This window comes from Leptospiraceae bacterium (assembly GCA_016708435.1).
Taxonomy (GTDB): Bacteria; Spirochaetota; Leptospiria; order Leptospirales; family Leptospiraceae; genus UBA2033.
Map to the genome: position 1 here is coordinate 114,918 of JADJFV010000004.1, position 17,826 is coordinate 132,743.

Annotated in this window: 12 protein-coding genes and 1 pseudogene; 9 read left to right on the plus strand and 4 right to left on the minus strand. The window is 37.0% G+C overall.

Annotated elements, in window-relative coordinates; genetic code table 11:
* Positions 1–41: 41 nt before the first annotated feature.
* The 5 genes and pseudogenes from IPH52_08760 to dinD all read left to right on the plus strand — a co-directional run bounded on the left by IPH52_08760 (position 42) and on the right by dinD (position 4,014).
* Positions 42–1,214, plus strand: coding sequence for a glycosyltransferase family 4 protein (locus IPH52_08760; protein ID MBK7055131.1), 1,173 nt, complete (start codon positions 42–44; stop codon positions 1,212–1,214).
* Positions 1,207–1,650: a PaaI family thioesterase gene (locus IPH52_08765; GenBank protein MBK7055132.1), complete on the plus strand. Its 444-nt coding sequence runs from the start codon at positions 1,207–1,209 to the stop codon at positions 1,648–1,650. Before IPH52_08760 ends, IPH52_08765 begins: the two co-directional genes overlap by 8 nt.
* A gap of 70 nt (positions 1,651–1,720) precedes the next feature.
* Positions 1,721–2,656 carry a hypothetical protein gene (locus IPH52_08770; GenBank protein MBK7055133.1) on the plus strand — a complete coding sequence of 312 codons (936 nt, stop codon included), beginning with the start codon at positions 1,721–1,723 and terminating at the stop codon, positions 2,654–2,656.
* 250 nt (positions 2,657–2,906) lie between these two features.
* Positions 2,907–3,059, plus strand: a complete 153-nt coding sequence (locus IPH52_08775; GenBank protein ID MBK7055134.1) for a hypothetical protein — start codon at positions 2,907–2,909, stop codon at positions 3,057–3,059.
* Between the two features lie 106 nt (positions 3,060–3,165).
* A pseudogene (gene dinD / locus IPH52_08780) lies at positions 3,166–4,014 on the plus strand (DNA damage-inducible protein D).
* Positions 4,015–4,123: 109 nt separating this feature from the next.
* Here the strand turns inward: dinD and IPH52_08785 are convergent.
* The 3 genes from IPH52_08785 to IPH52_08795 form a co-directional block, all read right to left on the minus strand.
* Positions 4,124–4,636, minus strand: a complete 513-nt coding sequence (locus IPH52_08785; protein MBK7055135.1) for a DUF1566 domain-containing protein — start codon at positions 4,634–4,636, stop codon at positions 4,124–4,126.
* A 111-nt stretch (positions 4,637–4,747) separates the two neighbouring features.
* Positions 4,748–5,338, minus strand: coding sequence for a DUF1295 domain-containing protein (locus tag IPH52_08790; GenBank protein MBK7055136.1), 591 nt, complete (start codon positions 5,336–5,338; stop codon positions 4,748–4,750).
* Positions 5,338–6,114, minus strand: a complete 777-nt coding sequence (locus tag IPH52_08795; protein ID MBK7055137.1) for an IPT/TIG domain-containing protein — start codon at positions 6,112–6,114, stop codon at positions 5,338–5,340. Before IPH52_08795 ends, IPH52_08790 begins: the two co-directional genes overlap by 1 nt.
* A 115-nt stretch (positions 6,115–6,229) precedes the next feature.
* On the opposite strand from IPH52_08795, the gene IPH52_08800 reads away from it, so the two are divergent.
* The 4 genes from IPH52_08800 (at position 6,230) to IPH52_08815 (ending at position 15,848) form a co-directional block, all read left to right on the plus strand.
* On the plus strand, positions 6,230–6,793 hold the full coding sequence (locus IPH52_08800; GenBank protein MBK7055138.1) for a DUF1566 domain-containing protein: 564 nt from the start codon (positions 6,230–6,232) through the stop codon (positions 6,791–6,793).
* A gap of 25 nt (positions 6,794–6,818) precedes the next feature.
* Positions 6,819–12,437 carry an alpha-2-macroglobulin gene (locus tag IPH52_08805; GenBank protein ID MBK7055139.1) on the plus strand — a complete coding sequence of 1,873 codons (5,619 nt, stop codon included), beginning with the start codon at positions 6,819–6,821 and terminating at the stop codon, positions 12,435–12,437.
* A gap of 263 nt (positions 12,438–12,700) precedes the next feature.
* The gene (locus IPH52_08810) at positions 12,701–14,110 is read left to right on the plus strand and encodes a cytochrome P450 (protein MBK7055140.1); all 1,410 of its coding nucleotides are present in this window, start codon (positions 12,701–12,703) and stop codon (positions 14,108–14,110) included.
* 28 nt (positions 14,111–14,138) lie between these two features.
* Positions 14,139–15,848 carry a lipoxygenase gene (locus IPH52_08815; protein MBK7055141.1) on the plus strand — a complete coding sequence of 570 codons (1,710 nt, stop codon included), beginning with the start codon at positions 14,139–14,141 and terminating at the stop codon, positions 15,846–15,848.
* Positions 15,849–15,951: 103 nt separating this feature from the next.
* Here IPH52_08815 and IPH52_08820 read toward each other — a convergent pair whose 3' ends face one another.
* Positions 15,952–17,745, minus strand: a complete 1,794-nt coding sequence (locus IPH52_08820; GenBank protein ID MBK7055142.1) for a methyl-accepting chemotaxis protein — start codon at positions 17,743–17,745, stop codon at positions 15,952–15,954.
* Positions 17,746–17,826: the final 81 nt, after the last annotated feature.

Below are 17,826 nucleotides of genomic sequence, written 5' to 3' on the forward strand. Positions count from 1 at the left end.
TATCTTTATTTTAAAATGATTGTAGTCAATCTTGATTTAGCATGAAGAAAAAGATCGCACTTGTGTCTCCCATATTTTCGCCTGCCATATCAGGTGGAGCAGAGAAGCACGCCTTGAACTTTGCAGAGCTTTTATCTGATGAATATGAGTTAGAGATAGTAACGACACAAGCCCTAGATTATATTACATGGAAAAATGTAATTCCAGAATCACAAGAAAAATATGGTAGATGTCTAGTTCGAAGATTTCCTGTTAAACAAACTCGTAATATAAAATCATTCAACCGATTTCATGCCAAGCTAATCAACAAGCTTCCCAATATCAGTGATAACGAAATGTCCTCCTGGTTAAAAATGCAAGGACCTTATTGTCCTGCCCTAGTCGAGTTTATAAATAAAAATGAAAAATCCTACGAGGTATTTATTTTTATGACTTATCTCTATTATCCAACGATTTACGGAATCGAAAAGATTAAACACAAATCTATTTGTGTAACTACTTTGCATGACGAGCCGCCTGCTTATTTTCCTGCGTTTAAAAAAACACTAACAGATGAAATCACCTATTCGTTTAATACTCCCGAAGAAAGAGACCTATTTAAAAAAATCTATTCCTATGAGCCTACGAATTATTCTGTCATTGGTTTACATATTGATCCACCGGTAATTCCATCTTTGCCGAAGCCGGAATTTGATTATATAGTCTATATTGGTAGAATTGATGCAGGCAAAGGCGTATTTACCCTTATCGAACAATTTACAGCATGGAAAAATAAAACCAATTCTAGCGTTAAATTAATATTAGTCGGTGGAGGTGAGCATGAAGACGCACCGAAAGAAGATGTTTTATTTACTGGATACATTTCCGAAGAAGAAAAGATAAATTATTTAAAACATGCACTTTTTTTAGTAAATCCATCTCATCTAGAAAGTTTTTCTATTGTAGTTATGGAATCCTGGCTCTTAGAAGTTCCTGTATTGGTAAACAGTGAATCTGAGATTCTACGTGCTCATTGCAATCGAAGCAATGCAGGTCTTTATTATTCAGACCAGGATAGCTTTTCGGCTACTATGGATTATCTCCTCGCCCATCCTGAGAAACGAGTTAAAATGGGAGTCAATGGTAAGCATTATGTCGAAAAGAATTATACACGAGAGATTGTGAAAAAGAAATTATTCAATTTAGTTGAATTAGTAGGAAACAAAAATGCATGATTTATCCAGTCTAAAAGTAAAATTCAATAGCCCGCACAAAGATGTAGAAGAGTTTTACAATACCAGCATTCAACTAAAATACTATGGCTGTGAAATAGAATTTAAGTCAGAAGACCATTTACTCGTCAAGATACCAAATGTTACTCCCGTTCATCACGGAGGAGTTGGTGCTGCTGCGGTGAACGGAGGAGTAATCTCTTATCTGTTTGATTTGGCTTTGGGAATGACTGCCTACTTAGTAAAAGGCAATCAATACTCCTTTTCCGCTACTTCTCGAATCAATATTCATCTAAAAAAACCTCTCTTCGCAAACTCAGTATTTGCCTACGCAAGAGTCAAAGAAGTAAAAAGGAATCTTGTCTATTCTGACTCCTGGGTAGAAAACGAAAAAGGCGATATCTGTTCTACAGCAAATGGGGTGCTGTTTACGAAATAAAAAAATCAATTCATTCTAATTTGTCCGAGTAGTTTGTTATACTGAATTCATACTTATTTATCGAGGTGTGATGATGTATAACAACAAAATCAATCTAATTTATAGAAAGGAAATGGTTTCTGAATTAAAAGTAGGCTCTTCTAAAAGTCCGAATAAGCCTGAATATCTATTGGATTTTCTTACCCGAAATAAGTTAAATATTCATTTTAATCTATTTGAAGAATGGGAAGCGTTTACCGCAGAAGACTTTTACCTTGCTCATACGAAGAAGTATGTGGATTCTTTCTTTGCCGGTAAAGAACCATTAGCCTCATCAAATGGATTAAACTGGAATCCCCAATTCGCTGACTCGGTTCGTTATACTAATGCATCTCTATATCAAGCGATAGAGCAAAGCATTTTGTATCCAGAAGTGATTCAGTTTTCTCCTACTTCTGGATTTCATCATGCAAATCCAAATAGTGGGTCTGCATTTTGTTCTTTCTCGGGTCAAGTCATTGCTTCTGTAAAAATATGGAATCAATACAGGCTAAAAGGAGCTTATATCGACCTAGACGGACATTTCGGAAACTCCATCGAAGATTCAAAAGGATTCATCAAAGGATTGAAGGAAATTATTCCCTACAATATAAATCCTTATGGTGCTCACGATGTTTATTTGGAAAATCTAGTTCGAGATTTGACGCGTCTTGCTAATGACCTACTAGCGGGTAAGATTGATTATGTGGTATTCTGTCATGGTGCCGATTCGCATGAATGGGACGATCTAGGTTTTCAATGCACTACTGATGAGTGGTTGAAATGCTCTGAATTGGTTTATCATATGATTAAGCGTGTATCAAAAAAAATGGGCAAGCCTATTCCATTAGCCTTGAGCCTTTTTGGCGGCTATCGTAGTGATGATTATAATTCTGTTCTCAGTCTTCACACTTCTGATCTTTGTAAATGCCTTGATACTTTGTGTGGACAGGATATTCGATATTTGCCGGTGGTGAAGAGGAAGTAAAAATATTCACAAAAATTTACTTCGATTATTCGTCCTTCCTGTTTCTTAGATCACTTAATATTTCATTATTATACATCCAATATCTATATCTGTTGAAATTTCCGCTAATTTTACTAATAGTTTTCTTACTTTTTCAGGATTAATACAAAGAATCCTTTTTTTTAACAATTCCCAATTTGTCCTATCGTTAGAATAAAATTCAAAAATGAAGTTGTCCGAAAAAAGCGGACGACTGAGAATGGAGGATAGTATGCAAAATAAAATCCTAGTCTTTGAAAGTAAAAGCATTCGCCGGATTTGGTATGACGAAGAATTGTATTTTTCTGTTGTGGATGTTGTGGGAGTATTGACGGAATCTAAGGACGATCTAACTGCTAGAAAGTTTTGGAATAAGCTTTCCTAATGTCTTAGAGAAGAGGGAAGTGAAGTGATGACAAATTGTCACCAGTTGAAATTAGAACCAAGGGAAGGGAAACAATATATAAGTTCAGATAGGATAGATTAAATAAATGAAAACAGAAGAAATTAAACAATTATTTAAAGACTTTGAATCCGCTGCTTCTGAAATTGAAGGAGTAGAATGTTGGAGCGCAAGAGAATTACAATTTCTTTTGGGATACAGCAAATGGGAGAACTTTGAAAAGGTAATTCAAAAGGCAAAGGATGCTTGTGAAAATGCAGGAGAAAAAGTTATCCATCACTTTCCTGACGTCAGGAAGGTGATCGAAGCTGGAAAGGGTGCAATTCATGAAATTGATGATATTGCTCTTACACGTTATGCTTGTTATCTTGTAGCACAAAATGGAGATAGTCGAAAATTAGAAATTGCATTTGCACAAAACTATTTTGCTGTTCAGACACGTAGAGCTGAAATCATAGAACAAAGATTACTGGAATATGAAAGAGTCAACGCACGCGAAAAACTCAGTCAGACAGAAAAACAACTTTCAGGAATTTTGTTTGAGCGCGGAGTGGATAACCAAGGTTTTGCGATCATTCGTTCTAAAGGAGACAAAGCCTTATTTCGATTAGCCACAAATCAATTGAAAACAAAATTAGGCGTTCCTGAAAAAAGACCGGTTGCCGATTTCCTTCCTACTATCAGCATCAAAGCAAAAGATCTCGCAGCAGAGATGACTGGACTCAATGTGTAGACGAAGGATTTAAAAGGTCATAATCCAATTGAAAAAGAACATGTAGAAAACAACACTGCTGTGAGAAAAATGCTTTTGGAGCGCGGGATAAAGCCTGAAAACCTACCACGAGCAGAGGATATCAAAAAAATCCAACGCAAACTAGATAGCGATGAAAAAAGCGTTCTGAAAGAAGTTAAAAAAATAAAGAAAAAGAAAAAGTAATATGAAATTAAAATTGAATGGGAAGAGTGTGGAGTCAGTGTAGTGGTAAATCGCAATTAACCAGTAAGCAGTGCTTCCCAGAGAAACTAGGAAGCATTTAGTGAAAAAATTATTTGATGCAGCGAACGTAAGAATTAGCAAATTTGCTAAGACTGTATACTTCGCCGTTGAAGGCGTATAGAAGATATGGATCAGCTAGTAAGTTTGGAGTTTGTGTAGTTGACCAATATAAATAGCCTTGCTTTTTCCAGGAATCTGTTACTTTACCTGTTTGAGCAGCTTTTAATTCTTCCAGTGTTGGTAAACGCATCTTTTGGCTAGCACATTTAGCTTTTGCGTCTTCCCAGTTCATATATCCTAGATTGGCGCTCCAATTTTCGGAACCGACCGAAGGACCTTCATTTTTCTTAACGGAAGCTACTTCGTCTTTTTTGTAGACAGTTGATTTTCCGTCGGAACTGGTGACTATATAGTTTTCCTCTACTTTAACATCATTTATTTCTGTTCCATTCTTTAGAATGACAGTGTTGTCAAAGTCTTTCGATTGAGCAGCTGATTCGAGTGAAGCAAGAACGAAAACAGCCACGATCATTACCTTAAATATTATTAATTTAGTATTCATATCTTTAAATTGCTTAAAGGCAAAGTTTTGTAAATGTTTTTTCTATTTTCTGGTAAATACCTTGAAGAAAATTAGAATTTCTCAACAAGGAAAATCTAGTCTCGTCTAGGGCTAAAAGACGTATGGTATAAATCGCTTCTTATTTAAAAAATGCTGCGCATAATATGGATTTTGCATAAGGGCAGTCTCCTCTTGTTTTATTCTAAAATAGAGAATGCAAAAGTTGCAAAAACTAAAGAATAAGAAGGAAAAGAATGCACTATGCAAAAGAGAAATTGCCGCAATTTCTAAGATTACAATCAAATAGTTTGGGTGGCGTATATATTGGTAGAGTCCCGTTTTTGCAATGCTATCTTTTGAATTGGGATCAAAGACTACTTTTACGTTCCAATTTTCTTTGAGAGTTGTCAGAACACTTACTCTCATTGCAATACACACTGCATAGACTATAAGGCAAACTAATCCTAAAGATAAATCAAAGCTTCTTTTAAGGATGAAAATTTCAAGCGGAACAATTACTAAAAAAGAACTATGGAGCAATACAAATAAAAAGAAAAAAGGTTCTTTCGCGATTTGTAAATTCGGTTGTGATTTTCGTTTGGCTAGATTTTTATTTGCGAGTTTCAATTCAAAGAGACGAAACACAATCGTTATTATCCACACCGAAAAAAAAAGAATTTGGCTTAGTTTTATATCTTCCATTAATTTACACGAATTGTGCAATCGCCTTTTGTTGCAGTCAATAAGTATTGGATTGTATAGAATTTTGAGTTCACTGAAATGACTGGATTTAAAACTAAGTTGCTTCCATTTACTGTGTATTCAGTCGGAACACAGGATTGCGAAAATAATAATACACGAGTAATGGTTACACATCGGATGCTGATTTTATTGCCAGCTATATCATTTGTATAAGGATTCGTATAGAGTAAATCAGAACGGAATGCTTTGGTAGTAATTCCTTCATAGGGTATAGTTTGACTTGTTCCTGATGCAATTGCCGTTTCTGCACCATATAAATTATTGAATGCGCCATAACAATCAACAAAGAAGTCCTGTCCTTCACAATTCGTTCCTGATTTTTTATCGGAACTATTGCATACACCGCCATTATTGGAAACAGATAAGACTCCACTGATGGCTCCGTCTGGCACTTTCATTCTTATTTCTTGGTCTGTCGCATAATCTACAGTTGCTTGTGTGCCATTGAATAAAACGGTATTGCCTGTGGTGGATGGAATGAAATTTTTACCTTTGATTGTTACGACAGTAGGAAGATAATTATTTCCGATAAAGCCTGGCGCACTAGGCGTTGCGAAGGCTGGATTTCCTCGTTTGGGATCTATGCTGTAAATGGTTGGGCTATAAGGTGTTCTTCCACCAACTAGGAATGCTGCATAGGGATTTGTTTTTGTCGTGTCATTTTTGCAGGTTAAAAACGAGCTGAGTAAGAGTAAAAATAAAATTCGAGCTAACATTCCCTTTATTCTAATTGGAAATCCTAAATTGCAAGACATTTTCCTTGCATTTGTTAAACTTTTTCTGACTTGACTTAATCTCAAGTCACGTATGCATTAAGGATAGAGGGTATATATGAAACAACTACTAGTTTTATTTTTTCTAATTACATATTTTAGTCTTTCAGCGCAGACTTCGGCACCAGTTACTCCTGCAAAAACAGAAGCAAAGACGCCAGCCAAATCTCCTGAATCAAAAACTACAGAGGCAAAATCTACAGAAGCAAAACCCGCGGAAGCTAAGGCTCCTGCAAAGAAAGAGCTTCCCCCTTTACAAAAAGATGGAGGCTTCTTCGTGTTAAACAATGTCAAGTGGCAAGCGGATAATATTACTAAAAAAGCATACATAGTTGCCAAAGCAGATTGCGAAAAAGATGGACTTCGTCTTCCTACTCGTGATGAATTGATTGATGCGTATCATTCTAAGTATCCAGAATTTAGAACTCCCGGTGGTTATTATTTATCTGGCAATAGAGTTGCGAGCGATCGGTCTAATATATGGTTTGTGAGTTTTGATAACGGACATCACAATCATGGTTCTCTCACTAGAGAGTTTAATGTGCGTTGTGTAAAGACAGAGGCAAAACAAGCACCAGCCAAAATGGATACACCACCATCGACAGTAGAACCAAAAAAATAATCTTTAAGAATTAAAAAGGACTCCAATGAAAAAATTTCTATCTATATTGCTATTCGTTCTAGTGGGTAATTTCTCATTATTCGCTCAAGAGAAAATTACAATTTCTAGTTTTTCGCCGGAAGGAACTGTTAAAGTTATCAAGCAGGTAAAGGTAAACTTTTCCGCTCAGATGGTTCCTTTTGGAAATCCAAGAGTGAAGACAGATCAATTTGAAATCAATTGTCCTGTAGAAGGAAAAGCAAGATGGATAGATGAAAAGACTTATGTTTATGAGTTTCCAAATAATCTGGAAGCGGGTATTGTATGTAAGTTTCAATTAAAAGCAGATATAAAGACGTTAGCCGGCAAAGAGATTACTGGGAAAAAAGCATTTAGCTTTTCTACAGGTGGACCTGCTGTATTATTTACTAATCCATATGAAGGTGGATCTGTTGACGAAGACCAGATCTTTATTTTAAAATTAGATACAGAAATCAAAGAAAGCAGTCTTGAAAATAAATTGGCATTTGAAATAGAAGGGATTAAAGAGCGAGTAGCCGCTATTGTTGTTAAGCCCTCTGATGCACAGGATATTTTAAAAGCAGAGTTTGGTGAAAAATATAAGACTGAGAAGTTACTCCTTGTTAAATCCAAGCTCCGTCTTCCAAATAAAGCAAAGGTAAGTTTAATTTGGGCAAAAGGAATTGAGTCGAAGTCAGGCGTTAAAACAGACGAAGATAGAATTCTTTCTTATTCTACACGCACTGCATTTACTGCTGATTTTTCTTGCGATAGAGAAAACAAAAATGCTGGTTGTATTCCTATTTCTAATTTTTATATAAACTTCACTAGTCCTATTCAAAAATCTGATTCTAAAAAAATAACTTTAGAGTCAGGCGGTAAAAAATGGAAAGCTAAAATTAGCGGTAGCACAGAAGAAGATTCGGAAGAGGGAACCACCTACGGAATTTATTTTGAAGGACCTTTTCCTGAAGAGACAAAGTTTAAAATTAATATTCCTGATTCTTTAAAAGACGATGCAGGAAGAAAACTGACAAATGCAAATAAATATCCACTCGAAATCAAATCAGATAAATATCCTCCACTAGCCAAATTCTCAGGAAGCTTTGGAATCATTGAATTAGAGGCAGAACCACTGTTACCCGTTACCCTTCGAAATCTAGATAAAGAAGTAAAAGCAAAAGTAATTAAAATGACTGGTGAAGGCGGAGGATTCTTTAGCAATCTATTCGGGAAGAAAATCAAGATTACCCCCGAGAATATTCTAATATGGCTACGAAAAGTTCACAAGGCAGAGAGGGAAAAATCTATATTTGCCGGTGAAGTCAATACTAATAACTTTACCATTCCGAAACCAAATGGAGAAAAGGCATTCGAAGTTGTTGGTATTCCTTTAAAAGAGCCTGGATTTTTTGTGGTAGAGATTGAAAGTGAAAAGCTTGGTAATTCTCTTTTAGAAAAAAAAGGAAAGATGTATGTTCCAACTTCTGCACTTGTAACAAATATGGCTGTGCATTTTAAATGGGGTGCAGAGAGTTCAGTTGTCTGGGTAACTTCTTTAGATAAAGGAGAGCCAGTAAACGGTGCGAAAATTTCCATTCGAGATTGTAAAAATGCAGTCTTAGCAGAAGGACAAACAGACGCGAGTGGTATATGGAAATTAGGCGGAATCGCTCAGAGTAAAGTTCCGAATTGTTCTTATAATTCCTACGACAATGGACTTCTTGTGATTGCGGAAAAAGATAAAGATTTATCCTTTGTGCATTCTGGCTGGGACAATGGAATTGAAAATTGGAGATTCAATCTCTCCGGCTCTTCTTATGAAGGAAATACAATTGCGCATACTGTGTTAGACCGCACACTTCTTCGTGCAGGTGAGACAGTTCATATGAAGCATATTCTGCGTAGCCACAGCATGAAGGGATTGTCTTATCCTGTCGCACCAATACTACCAAGTAAAATGAAAATCACTCATGTTGGAACAAATCAAGAATACAGTCTGAATCTAAAATGGAACGGAGGATTCTCTGAGTCAGAATGGAAGATTCCAAAGCAAGCTAAACTCGGAACGTATACCATTACCCTCTTCAAAGGGGATAAGGCATATTACACCGGAGAATTTAAAGTAGAAGAATTCCGTGTTCCTCTAATGAAAGCAATTGTAAAAGGTCCTTCTGAAGTATTGGTCAGACCAAAGTCTTTTTCTGTAGATTTAATTGTAAATTATCTATCCGGCGGTCCTGCTGGAGGAATGGCTGTAAAAGTAAAATCCTGGTTTAGGGATACAAGCATTCGTGAGTTCGAAGGATTTGAAGATTATGTATTTGCCAATGGAAGACTCAAAGAGGGAACTCGCAAATTAGCGTCTACTCGCAATTATTCAGACGATGAATACGAAGACCAGGAAGGAAATGCGAATGCAGGAAATCCAAGCATTAAGTCACAGGATTTGTCTTTAGATAAATTAGGGGCAGCTAAAGCGGATATTAAAGATATACCGCAAAAGGATAGCCCACAGGAAGTAGTGACAGAATTAGAATACAGAGATCCAGTCGGTGAAATTCAAACTGTTTCAACCACAATTCCAATCTACCCGGGAAGATATTTAGTTGGTTTAAAATCGGAAGGCTGGGCTGCAACAAAAGACGGAGTAAAGATATTTGCCGCTGTTGTGGATAATACTGGTAAGCCAAAAGCTGGTGTAGATGTATCGATTGATTTACTAGGACGTAAAACAATCACTCATAGAAAAAGACTCGTAGGTGGATTTTATTCCTACGATTCAGTAGAAGAAGTTACAAAACATACAACTTTCTGTAAAGGTAAGACTGACGCAAAAGGTCTATTGGTCTGTAAAAAAGAATCTCCCATTACAGGAGAAGTAATCTTTCAAGCCTCCATTGAAGACAGTGCGGGTAATGATGTGTTTGCTTACAGGGAAGTATATGTAACAGGGAAAGATTCCTGGTTTAATGTTTCCGATCACGATAGAATGGATATTATTCCTGAAAAGAAAGTCTATGAATCCGGTGAGACTGCAAAGTTTCAAATTCGTATGCCATTTAAAAATGCGACGGCACTCGTCAGTGTAGATAGAGAAGGCGTGATTGATTATTATATCAAACAAATCAGCTCTTCTAATCCTACTATCGAAGTTCCGGTTAAGGCAAATTATGCGCCAAATGTATTTGTCTCAGTCCTCGCTGTGCGCGGAAGAGTTGGGGAAATTAAACCAACTGCGATGGTAGATTTGGGTAGACCATCTTACCGTTTTGGAATTGCTGCTATTAAAGTAGGTTGGAAGTCTCATGAACTAAAAGTAAGTGTGAAGACAGATAGACCTATGTTTAAAATCAGAGAAAAGGCAACCGTTACGATTAACGTTAAACCTGCGGATGGAAGTCCATTACCGGTTAACAGTGATGTTGCGCTAGTGGCTGTAGATGAAGGACTCTTAGAGCTAATGCCAAACAATACATGGGAGCTTTTACGTGCTATGATGAATGAGCGCGGTCTTGAAGTAAATACCTCTACTGCGCAAATGCAAGTCGTGGGTAGACGACATTACGGCTTAAAAGCATTACCCCCCGGAGGCGGTGGAGGAAAAGATTCTAGCAGAGAATTATTCGACACACTTCTTCTTTGGAAAGGGAGTGTAAAATTAAATGCCTCCGGACAAGCAGAAGTGCAAGTTCCTTTAAATGATTCCCTTACAAGATTTAAGATTATAGCCATTGCAACAGGTGGAGAAAAATACTTTGGAACAGGAAGCACATCGATTCGAACAACACAGGACTTGATGTTACTCCCCGGCTTACCGCAATTAGCCCGTGAAGGAGATTTGTTTAATCCTTCCTTTACAGTGCGCAATGCTACTGAGAAAGCAATGAAAGTAGAAGTTGCCGGAACTGTAATTGGGTTACCTGAAAAAATAGAAGCAAAGTCCATTTCATTAGAAGCAGGCGAAGCAAAAGAAGTTTCCTGGTCGATTAAAATTCCATTTGGGGTAGAGAAGCTTGTCTATGAATTTTCTGCTAAATCAGAAAGCGGCACAATGGACAAAGTGAAATTCACGCAGAAGATTGTGCAAGCAATTCCTGTTCGAGTGCAACAGGGAACTCTACTACAACTAGAAAATGAATATGCAATGACAGTAGAGAAACCATCCGAGGCACTTCCCGGTAGAGGTGGGGTTAATGTAGTGTATTCGAAGAGTCTCTTGGAAAGTCTAACAGGAATCCAAGACTATATGAAAAAATATCCTTACACCTGCCTCGAACAACAAACTTCAAAATTGATTGTATCTAGAGACAAGCAGGGCTGGCAAAATTTAATGAATGCATTGCCATCTTACTTGGATAGTGATGGACTTGCAAAATTCTTTCCAAGTAGTTTATACGGCAATCCAACATTAACCGCTTATCTACTTGCTATCTCCAATGAAGCAGGACTAGAAATTCCCGCTGAGAGTAAAGACTTTATGCTTACCGGACTCAACAGTTTTGTAGAAGGAACACTCTATCGAGAAAGTTCTCTGCCTACTCCTGATTTAACGATTCGAAAGTTAAATGCAATCGAAGCACTTGCCCGTTACGGAAAAGCAAAGCCCGAACATCTAACAACTCTTTCCATTCAGCCAAACTTACTTCCTACATCGGCTGTGCTTGATTGGTGGGGTATTTTGTATAAACTACAAAGCATTCCAAAACGAAATGAGCATATTACACAGGTAGAGCAGATACTCAGGAGTAGACTCAACTTGCAGGGAACTACCATGAAATTCACAACAGAGGATAATGATTCTCTCTGGTGGCTAATGGTATCTTCCGATCAAAATGCAGTAAGACTTTTACTGAACCTCGTCAACTTAAAAAAATGGAAAGAAGATGTTCCTCGAATTGTAAGAGGAGCAATCTCTAGACAGAGAAAAGGAACCTGGGATATAACCACTGCAAACGCCTGGGGATTTATTGCATTTGATAAATTCTCTAAGGAATACGAGAAAGAGCCTGTAGCAGGAGAAAGCTTTGGAGTGCTAAACGAAGAAACAAAGTCTACTGACTGGAAGACAAATCCAAAAGGGGCTACTCTTGGTTTTGCGTGGAGTGATACAGCAAAAGAATTAAAACTCAGCCACAAAGGAACAGGTAAGCCCTGGGCAACTATCCAAAGCACTGCTGCTGTTGCTCTTAAGTCTCCTGTTTCCAATGGTTATACAATCGAAAAAACAATCACTCCTTTAGAAAAGAGAGGCATATTAGGATTTGGCGGTGGAATTAAACGCGGTGACTTAGTGCGCGTAACGTTAAAAATAAAAGCAGACGCAGACATGACCTGGGTAGTTGTCAATGATCCAATACCTACAGGTGCTTCAATCTTAGGTGGTGGCGGCTTACGGGATTCTGCCAGTGCTACTATGGGCGAAAAGAAATCGGGCTGGTCTTATCCTACTTTCGAAGAGAGATCCTTTGAATCCTACCGAGCGTATTACGAGTATTTGCCGGAAGGAGAGATGACAATCGAATACACCATTCGCTTAAACCAAGACGGCAAATTCAGCTTACCCGCAACACGCGTAGAAGCTATGTATTCTCCTGATATGTATGGCGAGTTTCCGAACGCGGTCGTGGAGATTGAGAAGTAAGGATTTGCCACCGAGGCACGGATGGGTGATAGGGGATATGGATTAGAACATTACCCCTGTCACCGCCGAAATCTCGCTTTAATTTGTGGGATAGAATGTAGTAAGGCTTGATACTAGTAGGAGTTCCTTTTTCTAAATTTTTAAAACCTAGTCATGCAGTAACAATCCTCTTTCGAAACAAAGAGTCTATTGTCTTTCTTTATTAATTGACTATAATATAGATTCTCTAAATAGTATTTTTTTATAAATGAGGTGAAATGAGTTTGTTAAAGAAATTGTTCGCATTTTTTAATAGAAATAAAATTAGTAAGTTCGCTTCCTACCCTGGACCGACTCCAAAATTTCCGCTTGGTAATTTAGACTTACTTCTTGGACAAAATCCTTGGGAGGCTACTTCTGGATTAGCGCACAATTATGGCAATATCTATGTTTTGTGGTTTGGATCCACTCCGCAGTTGGTTGTAAATTCGCCTGATTTTTTTCGAGAAATCTTAGATACTAAATGGCAGGATTATCATAAGGATTCTCCTTTGAAACAATTAACTCCAGTCATAACTAAATATACACCCTTCCTAGCGAATCAACCACAATGGAAAAATATGCGCACAAACAATCCATTTAGCGCTCCTTGGTTTGAAGATTGGCTTAAGAAACAACCTGAAATTATAAGTGCAGGAATGCAAATAACAGTATCAGAATTGGCTACTAAATCATTAGCGCAAAATATTGATTTAACGAAAGATTTACAAAGAGTTTCATTTGATTCTTTTTCTTTATCAGTTGCAGGAAAGTATTTACCGGATTATGCTTATAAACTTTTTGTTTCTCTTGGAAAGACTGGATCTAAAAGACTTGTCAATCCGTTTATATTGTCGTTCGTTTTAAATCCTTTTTTCTATTTGAAACGAAAATTCTGGCTTGGATACTTTGAAAAATTAATCACTACTGCGGAAAATGCACCTAATGCGCTTGCAACGGACTTAATTCAGTGGACTTCTCAAAAAGGGGCAACGATTTCAGATGTTTCCCTGATCGCTAATACGGCGAATGTTTTTTACGGTGGCGTATACTCGGTTACTAGTAATTTTGCGACCGTGGTTTGGTTTTTGAGTCAGCCGGAAAACAAAAAATATGAAGAAAAATTAAAGAGAGAAGTGAAGTCTGTTTTAAAAAACAAGCAAGTTTTTTCCAATGCTGATTTAGAAAAGATGGAATTTTTAGATAAGGTAATTCGAGAGGCAATGCGACTCTTGCCGCCGGTTCCTTTTTATAGTAGAAATAGCTCTGAGACTCAGGTTGTATTCTTAAAGGATAAGGTTAAAAATAAGGAATACAAAATTCCGACGAATACCCCGATTATCCTCTCCAATTATTTTTTACATAGAACTGAAGAGCACTGGAAAGATGCTTTAGACTTTAATCCTGAGAGATGGACTGCCGAAGTAATAAAAAATAATCCTTATGGCAGTGATTACTTTTTCCCTTTTGGGAGAGGACCGCGAAGTTGTATGGGTATGCCTTACGCTCTTATCTTTTTACGAACCGCGATCGCTTCCTTTTACGCAAAGGCGAGATTTGAACCATCGAATGAAGGTAAATACGAACAAGCATTTTTCTTCGGTGTGATGATGCCCAAAGGTTTGAAGGGCAAAGTGGTCTTAGACCCAAACTAAAAGGAAATTTTTAATAAAGGGAAAAAATATGTGGCTAACAAAAATTTGTCTTCCTCAATATGATAAAAATTTACAGTGTAGAAATGAGAAATTAGAAAACAAAAGAAATCAATACAGATTTAATCATAACATCATTGCACCTTTAGGTATTGTGGATGGTCTACCCAATAAAGAAATTCCTTCTCTTGTTTGGGTGTTTAAACTTTTACAAGTTGCTGTGGCTTTGGTTAAAAATGCATTAGCCGCTCGCGAGAGGACTGCTTGGAATTTTAAAAAGTATTTTTTGCCTGAAGTGTTTAGAATTAAAATGCTCATTCGTTTACTCGGCTTACTTTTCTCAGGAGATCCAACAAATTTCTTTGTCGCCGGCGGAACTTATGTTGTCAAATTTTTAAAACCAGGCGAAGGAATTGACCTCCAAGAATACAATGATTTGTTCGCAAGTATTCCGATTCCAAAACAAGACTTGGATTTTCAAACAGATGAAAATTTTGCCATCATGCGAGTTGCCGGTTGGAATCCAGCCGTTATTGAAGGAGTAGGAGAATTACCTAAAAATATTCCTTTCACAGATAAACTCTTTAAAGCTATACCGGGATTTAAGGATGATTCCTTAGCGCTCGCTATTAAAGAAAAGAGACTGTATATTGCTGACTATAAAGCACTGGCAAGTCTTGAAAATGGATACCAGCCAAACGGGGAAAAGTATTGTTATGCGCCAATCGCACTTTTCGCAGTGGATAAAAAGGAAAAAAAATTAATGCCTATTGCGATTCAGTGTGGTCAGGATCCGAGGGAATATCCAATCTTTACCCCTAAATCATCTGAATGGTCTTGGAAAATGGCAAAGACCGTTGTAAATTCTGCTGACGGAAATCACCATGAACTAGTTACTCATTTGTCGAGGACTCATCTTTACTTAGAACCGTTTGTTGTAGCAACATACAGACAGTTATCCGCTCTACATCCTTTGTATCGTCTTTTAGTCCCTCATTTTAAAGGAACGATTTTTATAAACTATCTAGCCAAAGCAAAACTAATAGCTCCCGGTGGTGGAGTGGATTATTTGCTTTCTGGGACCATTGAGTCAGATGCAGGTGTAGCAATTCAATCTGTATTAGATCTGAAATTTAATGAATCCTTTTTTCCTGCCTCCTTGAAAAAAAGGAATGTAATGGATATTAGCTCCTTAGAATACTATCCATACAGAGATGATGGATTGCTTGTTTGGAACGCGATTGAAAACTGGGTTCGATCTTATTTAAAAAAATTCTACAAGACGAAAGAAGAGATTTTGGAAGATTTTGAATTACAACTCTGGGCGAAAGAAATTTCTTCCGTTACAGGTGGAAGAGTGAAAGACTTTGGGGAGGATGGGAATGGCAAACTAGAAACCTTTGAGTATTTAGTATTAACTGCTACACAAATTATTTTTACTGCGAGTGCTGGGCATTCCTCTGTAAATTTTCCACAAAAAGAATTAATGCTGTATGCCCCACAAGTTCCGCTTGCACTTTATGATGAAGCACCCTCTTCGAATAAAAAGTATACGGAAGAAGATTGGATTAAGATGTTACCTTCTTTAGATATTGCATCTTTACAGTTAAATATTGGTTATGTGCTCGGAGCAATCCACTTTACAAAATTAGGAGAATATCCAATGTTTTGGTTTAAAGGCTCGGTAGAAGAGAAAATGCTAGACGTATACCAAGAAGATTTGAAAAAGTGGAACAAATAATAAACTCAAAGAATAAGACTCGTTATCCGTATATGTTTATGCTTCCATCTCGTCTAACGCAATCAATTAACGTATGAAGCAATTGGACTAACAGGGCACAGCCTCATACTTTGAAAAATTCAATTTGTTTCATTAGCAATGCTGCATCGTCTTTCAACTCTAGAGATACATTCTGGAGATTCTTTGCAGACTGTGCGAGTTGTTCTGAACCACTGGAGAGTTTTTCGAGTTCATCATTTGATTCTTCGATTGTGGATTTTTGTTCTTTTGTGGATTCACGAATTGCTATTGCTTGGTCTTTTAGTTGCAAGATGAATGTTTTGACTGTAGCGTGGAGCTTAAATTGTCTTCCTAGATTTTCGGAAATTAGTTTTATAGATTGGTCTGATTTTAAAGACGCATCTTGAATTTCTCGAAATCTCTCAGACACTTCCTTTATTTGTTCGTATCCATGTTTTATTTTTAAACTGAGGTGTTTTAATTTTTTAGAAATCATTGCAGAGTTTTCATTTGTATTTTCTCCGAGTTTGGAAATTTCTCTTGCAACTACTTGAAATCCCTTACCTGATTCTCCTGCACGAGCCGATTCGATAGAGGCATTTAATGAGAGTAACCCTACTTGATCAGAAATTTCTGAAATCAATTGCGCATAATCAATAATAGCCTTAGATTCTTCTTGGATTTCAGAAATTGCATTTTCTGTGCTTAAGCCTAATCCCGATCCGACTTCAGCAAATTGATTTGCCTTTTTAGAAAGGTTAGCGGATTCGCCTGCTTGCGTAAGACTACTTTGCATTTCCTTGTCCAAATCAAAAAGTGCGTTTACGCAAACTTCTGTAAGTTCTTTTTGAACTTCGGTATTTTTTTCTGTTTGAATGATTGCGGTTTGAAATTCTTCCATACTAGCTGAAAGCTCTTCTGCAAAGGTGGATTGATTTTCAGCTTCTCCTGCAACTTGCGTCGCATTACTTTCTAGTGTGTGAGATAGTTCGTTCAATTTATTTGATGTAGATTTTAGGTGAGAGACAACTTCTAGAATCTTATCTCGCAGTTCATTAAAGTTAAGTGCTAAAACAAAACCTAATTCTTCGCTATCAACTAATGGCAAAGTATAAGCCAAGTTTCCGTTCTTTAATTCCGACAATGCTTCCTTTACATTTTCTGTGTTTTTGCTAAGAATCTTTGCGAGTAAATTGGAGCAGATATAACTTATCGCAAGGGATTGTAGTCCGATGAGTCCTACCAAATAGTTGCGAAAAGGATCATCTGGATCGGTCAAGCTACCAAAGAAATACAATGCGATTAATACGCCTACTGGTAAAAACAAAATGGAAAAACTTGCGATACTCACTCTCTGAAATATTGTCACAGCGCGAATATGTTCTTTGTTCACAGGTATATTTCGAATAGCCGGTAACGTTAAAATTTTAGATAAAAATAAATCCGCCTGTGTTGAGTGAATCATATAGTTGATAGGGGCAAGAAATACAACTAATAGAAAGAATGTGGTTAATCCATATAAGCTGACAGGAACGAAAGAGTAGTAAACGGATAATGTTGTGATATCCCCTAAAATCCATTGTAGTTGGACAAGTATACCGCAATAGGCTGGAAATTTGAGTAATTGCTCTTTTGATAAGCTCAAATCCCTAGGGTTACTTCCTTCTAAAACGGGTCGAAACATTGCGTAAAACATTTTGGTTCGTAAATAGGGAAAAATAACAAGGGTGATTGTGACTGCAGCGAGGAAACCCAAAAGAACCTGGTAGAATTTTTCATAATACATTTTTTGGGATAAAACCAAAAAGAAAACAGCAAGTGGAACACCACCTATGTAGTTTACAAATTCCATTCGAAGATTCAAATCTCGTATTTCTTTTTTTATAAGATTTTCCATTAGATACCCTTTGGAAATTATGGAAATTATAAGGTATTAATGCAAGTAATTTATATAAAATAAGGTTGTAAATCGCAAATG

What these genes read in the sequence shown, in the direction of transcription:
- IPH52_08765 (MBK7055132.1), top strand. Translation starts at nt 1,207, where the DNA reads ATGCATGATTTATCCAGTCTAAAAGTAAAATTCAATAGCCCGCACAAA.
- IPH52_08820 (MBK7055142.1), bottom strand. Translation starts at nt 17,745, where the DNA reads ATGGAAAATCTTATAAAAAAAGAAATACGAGATTTGAATCTTCGAATG.
- IPH52_08800 (MBK7055138.1), top strand. Translation starts at nt 6,230, where the DNA reads ATGAAACAACTACTAGTTTTATTTTTTCTAATTACATATTTTAGTCTT.
- IPH52_08815 (MBK7055141.1), top strand. Translation starts at nt 14,139, where the DNA reads ATGTGGCTAACAAAAATTTGTCTTCCTCAATATGATAAAAATTTACAG.
- IPH52_08760 (MBK7055131.1), top strand. Translation starts at nt 42, where the DNA reads ATGAAGAAAAAGATCGCACTTGTGTCTCCCATATTTTCGCCTGCCATA.
- IPH52_08805 (MBK7055139.1), top strand. Translation starts at nt 6,819, where the DNA reads ATGAAAAAATTTCTATCTATATTGCTATTCGTTCTAGTGGGTAATTTC.
- IPH52_08790 (MBK7055136.1), bottom strand. Translation starts at nt 5,338, where the DNA reads ATGGAAGATATAAAACTAAGCCAAATTCTTTTTTTTTCGGTGTGGATA.
- IPH52_08770 (MBK7055133.1), top strand. Translation starts at nt 1,721, where the DNA reads ATGATGTATAACAACAAAATCAATCTAATTTATAGAAAGGAAATGGTT.
- IPH52_08795 (MBK7055137.1), bottom strand. Translation starts at nt 6,114, where the DNA reads ATGTTAGCTCGAATTTTATTTTTACTCTTACTCAGCTCGTTTTTAACC.
- IPH52_08775 (MBK7055134.1), top strand. Translation starts at nt 2,907, where the DNA reads ATGCAAAATAAAATCCTAGTCTTTGAAAGTAAAAGCATTCGCCGGATT.
- IPH52_08785 (MBK7055135.1), bottom strand. Translation starts at nt 4,636, where the DNA reads ATGAATACTAAATTAATAATATTTAAGGTAATGATCGTGGCTGTTTTC.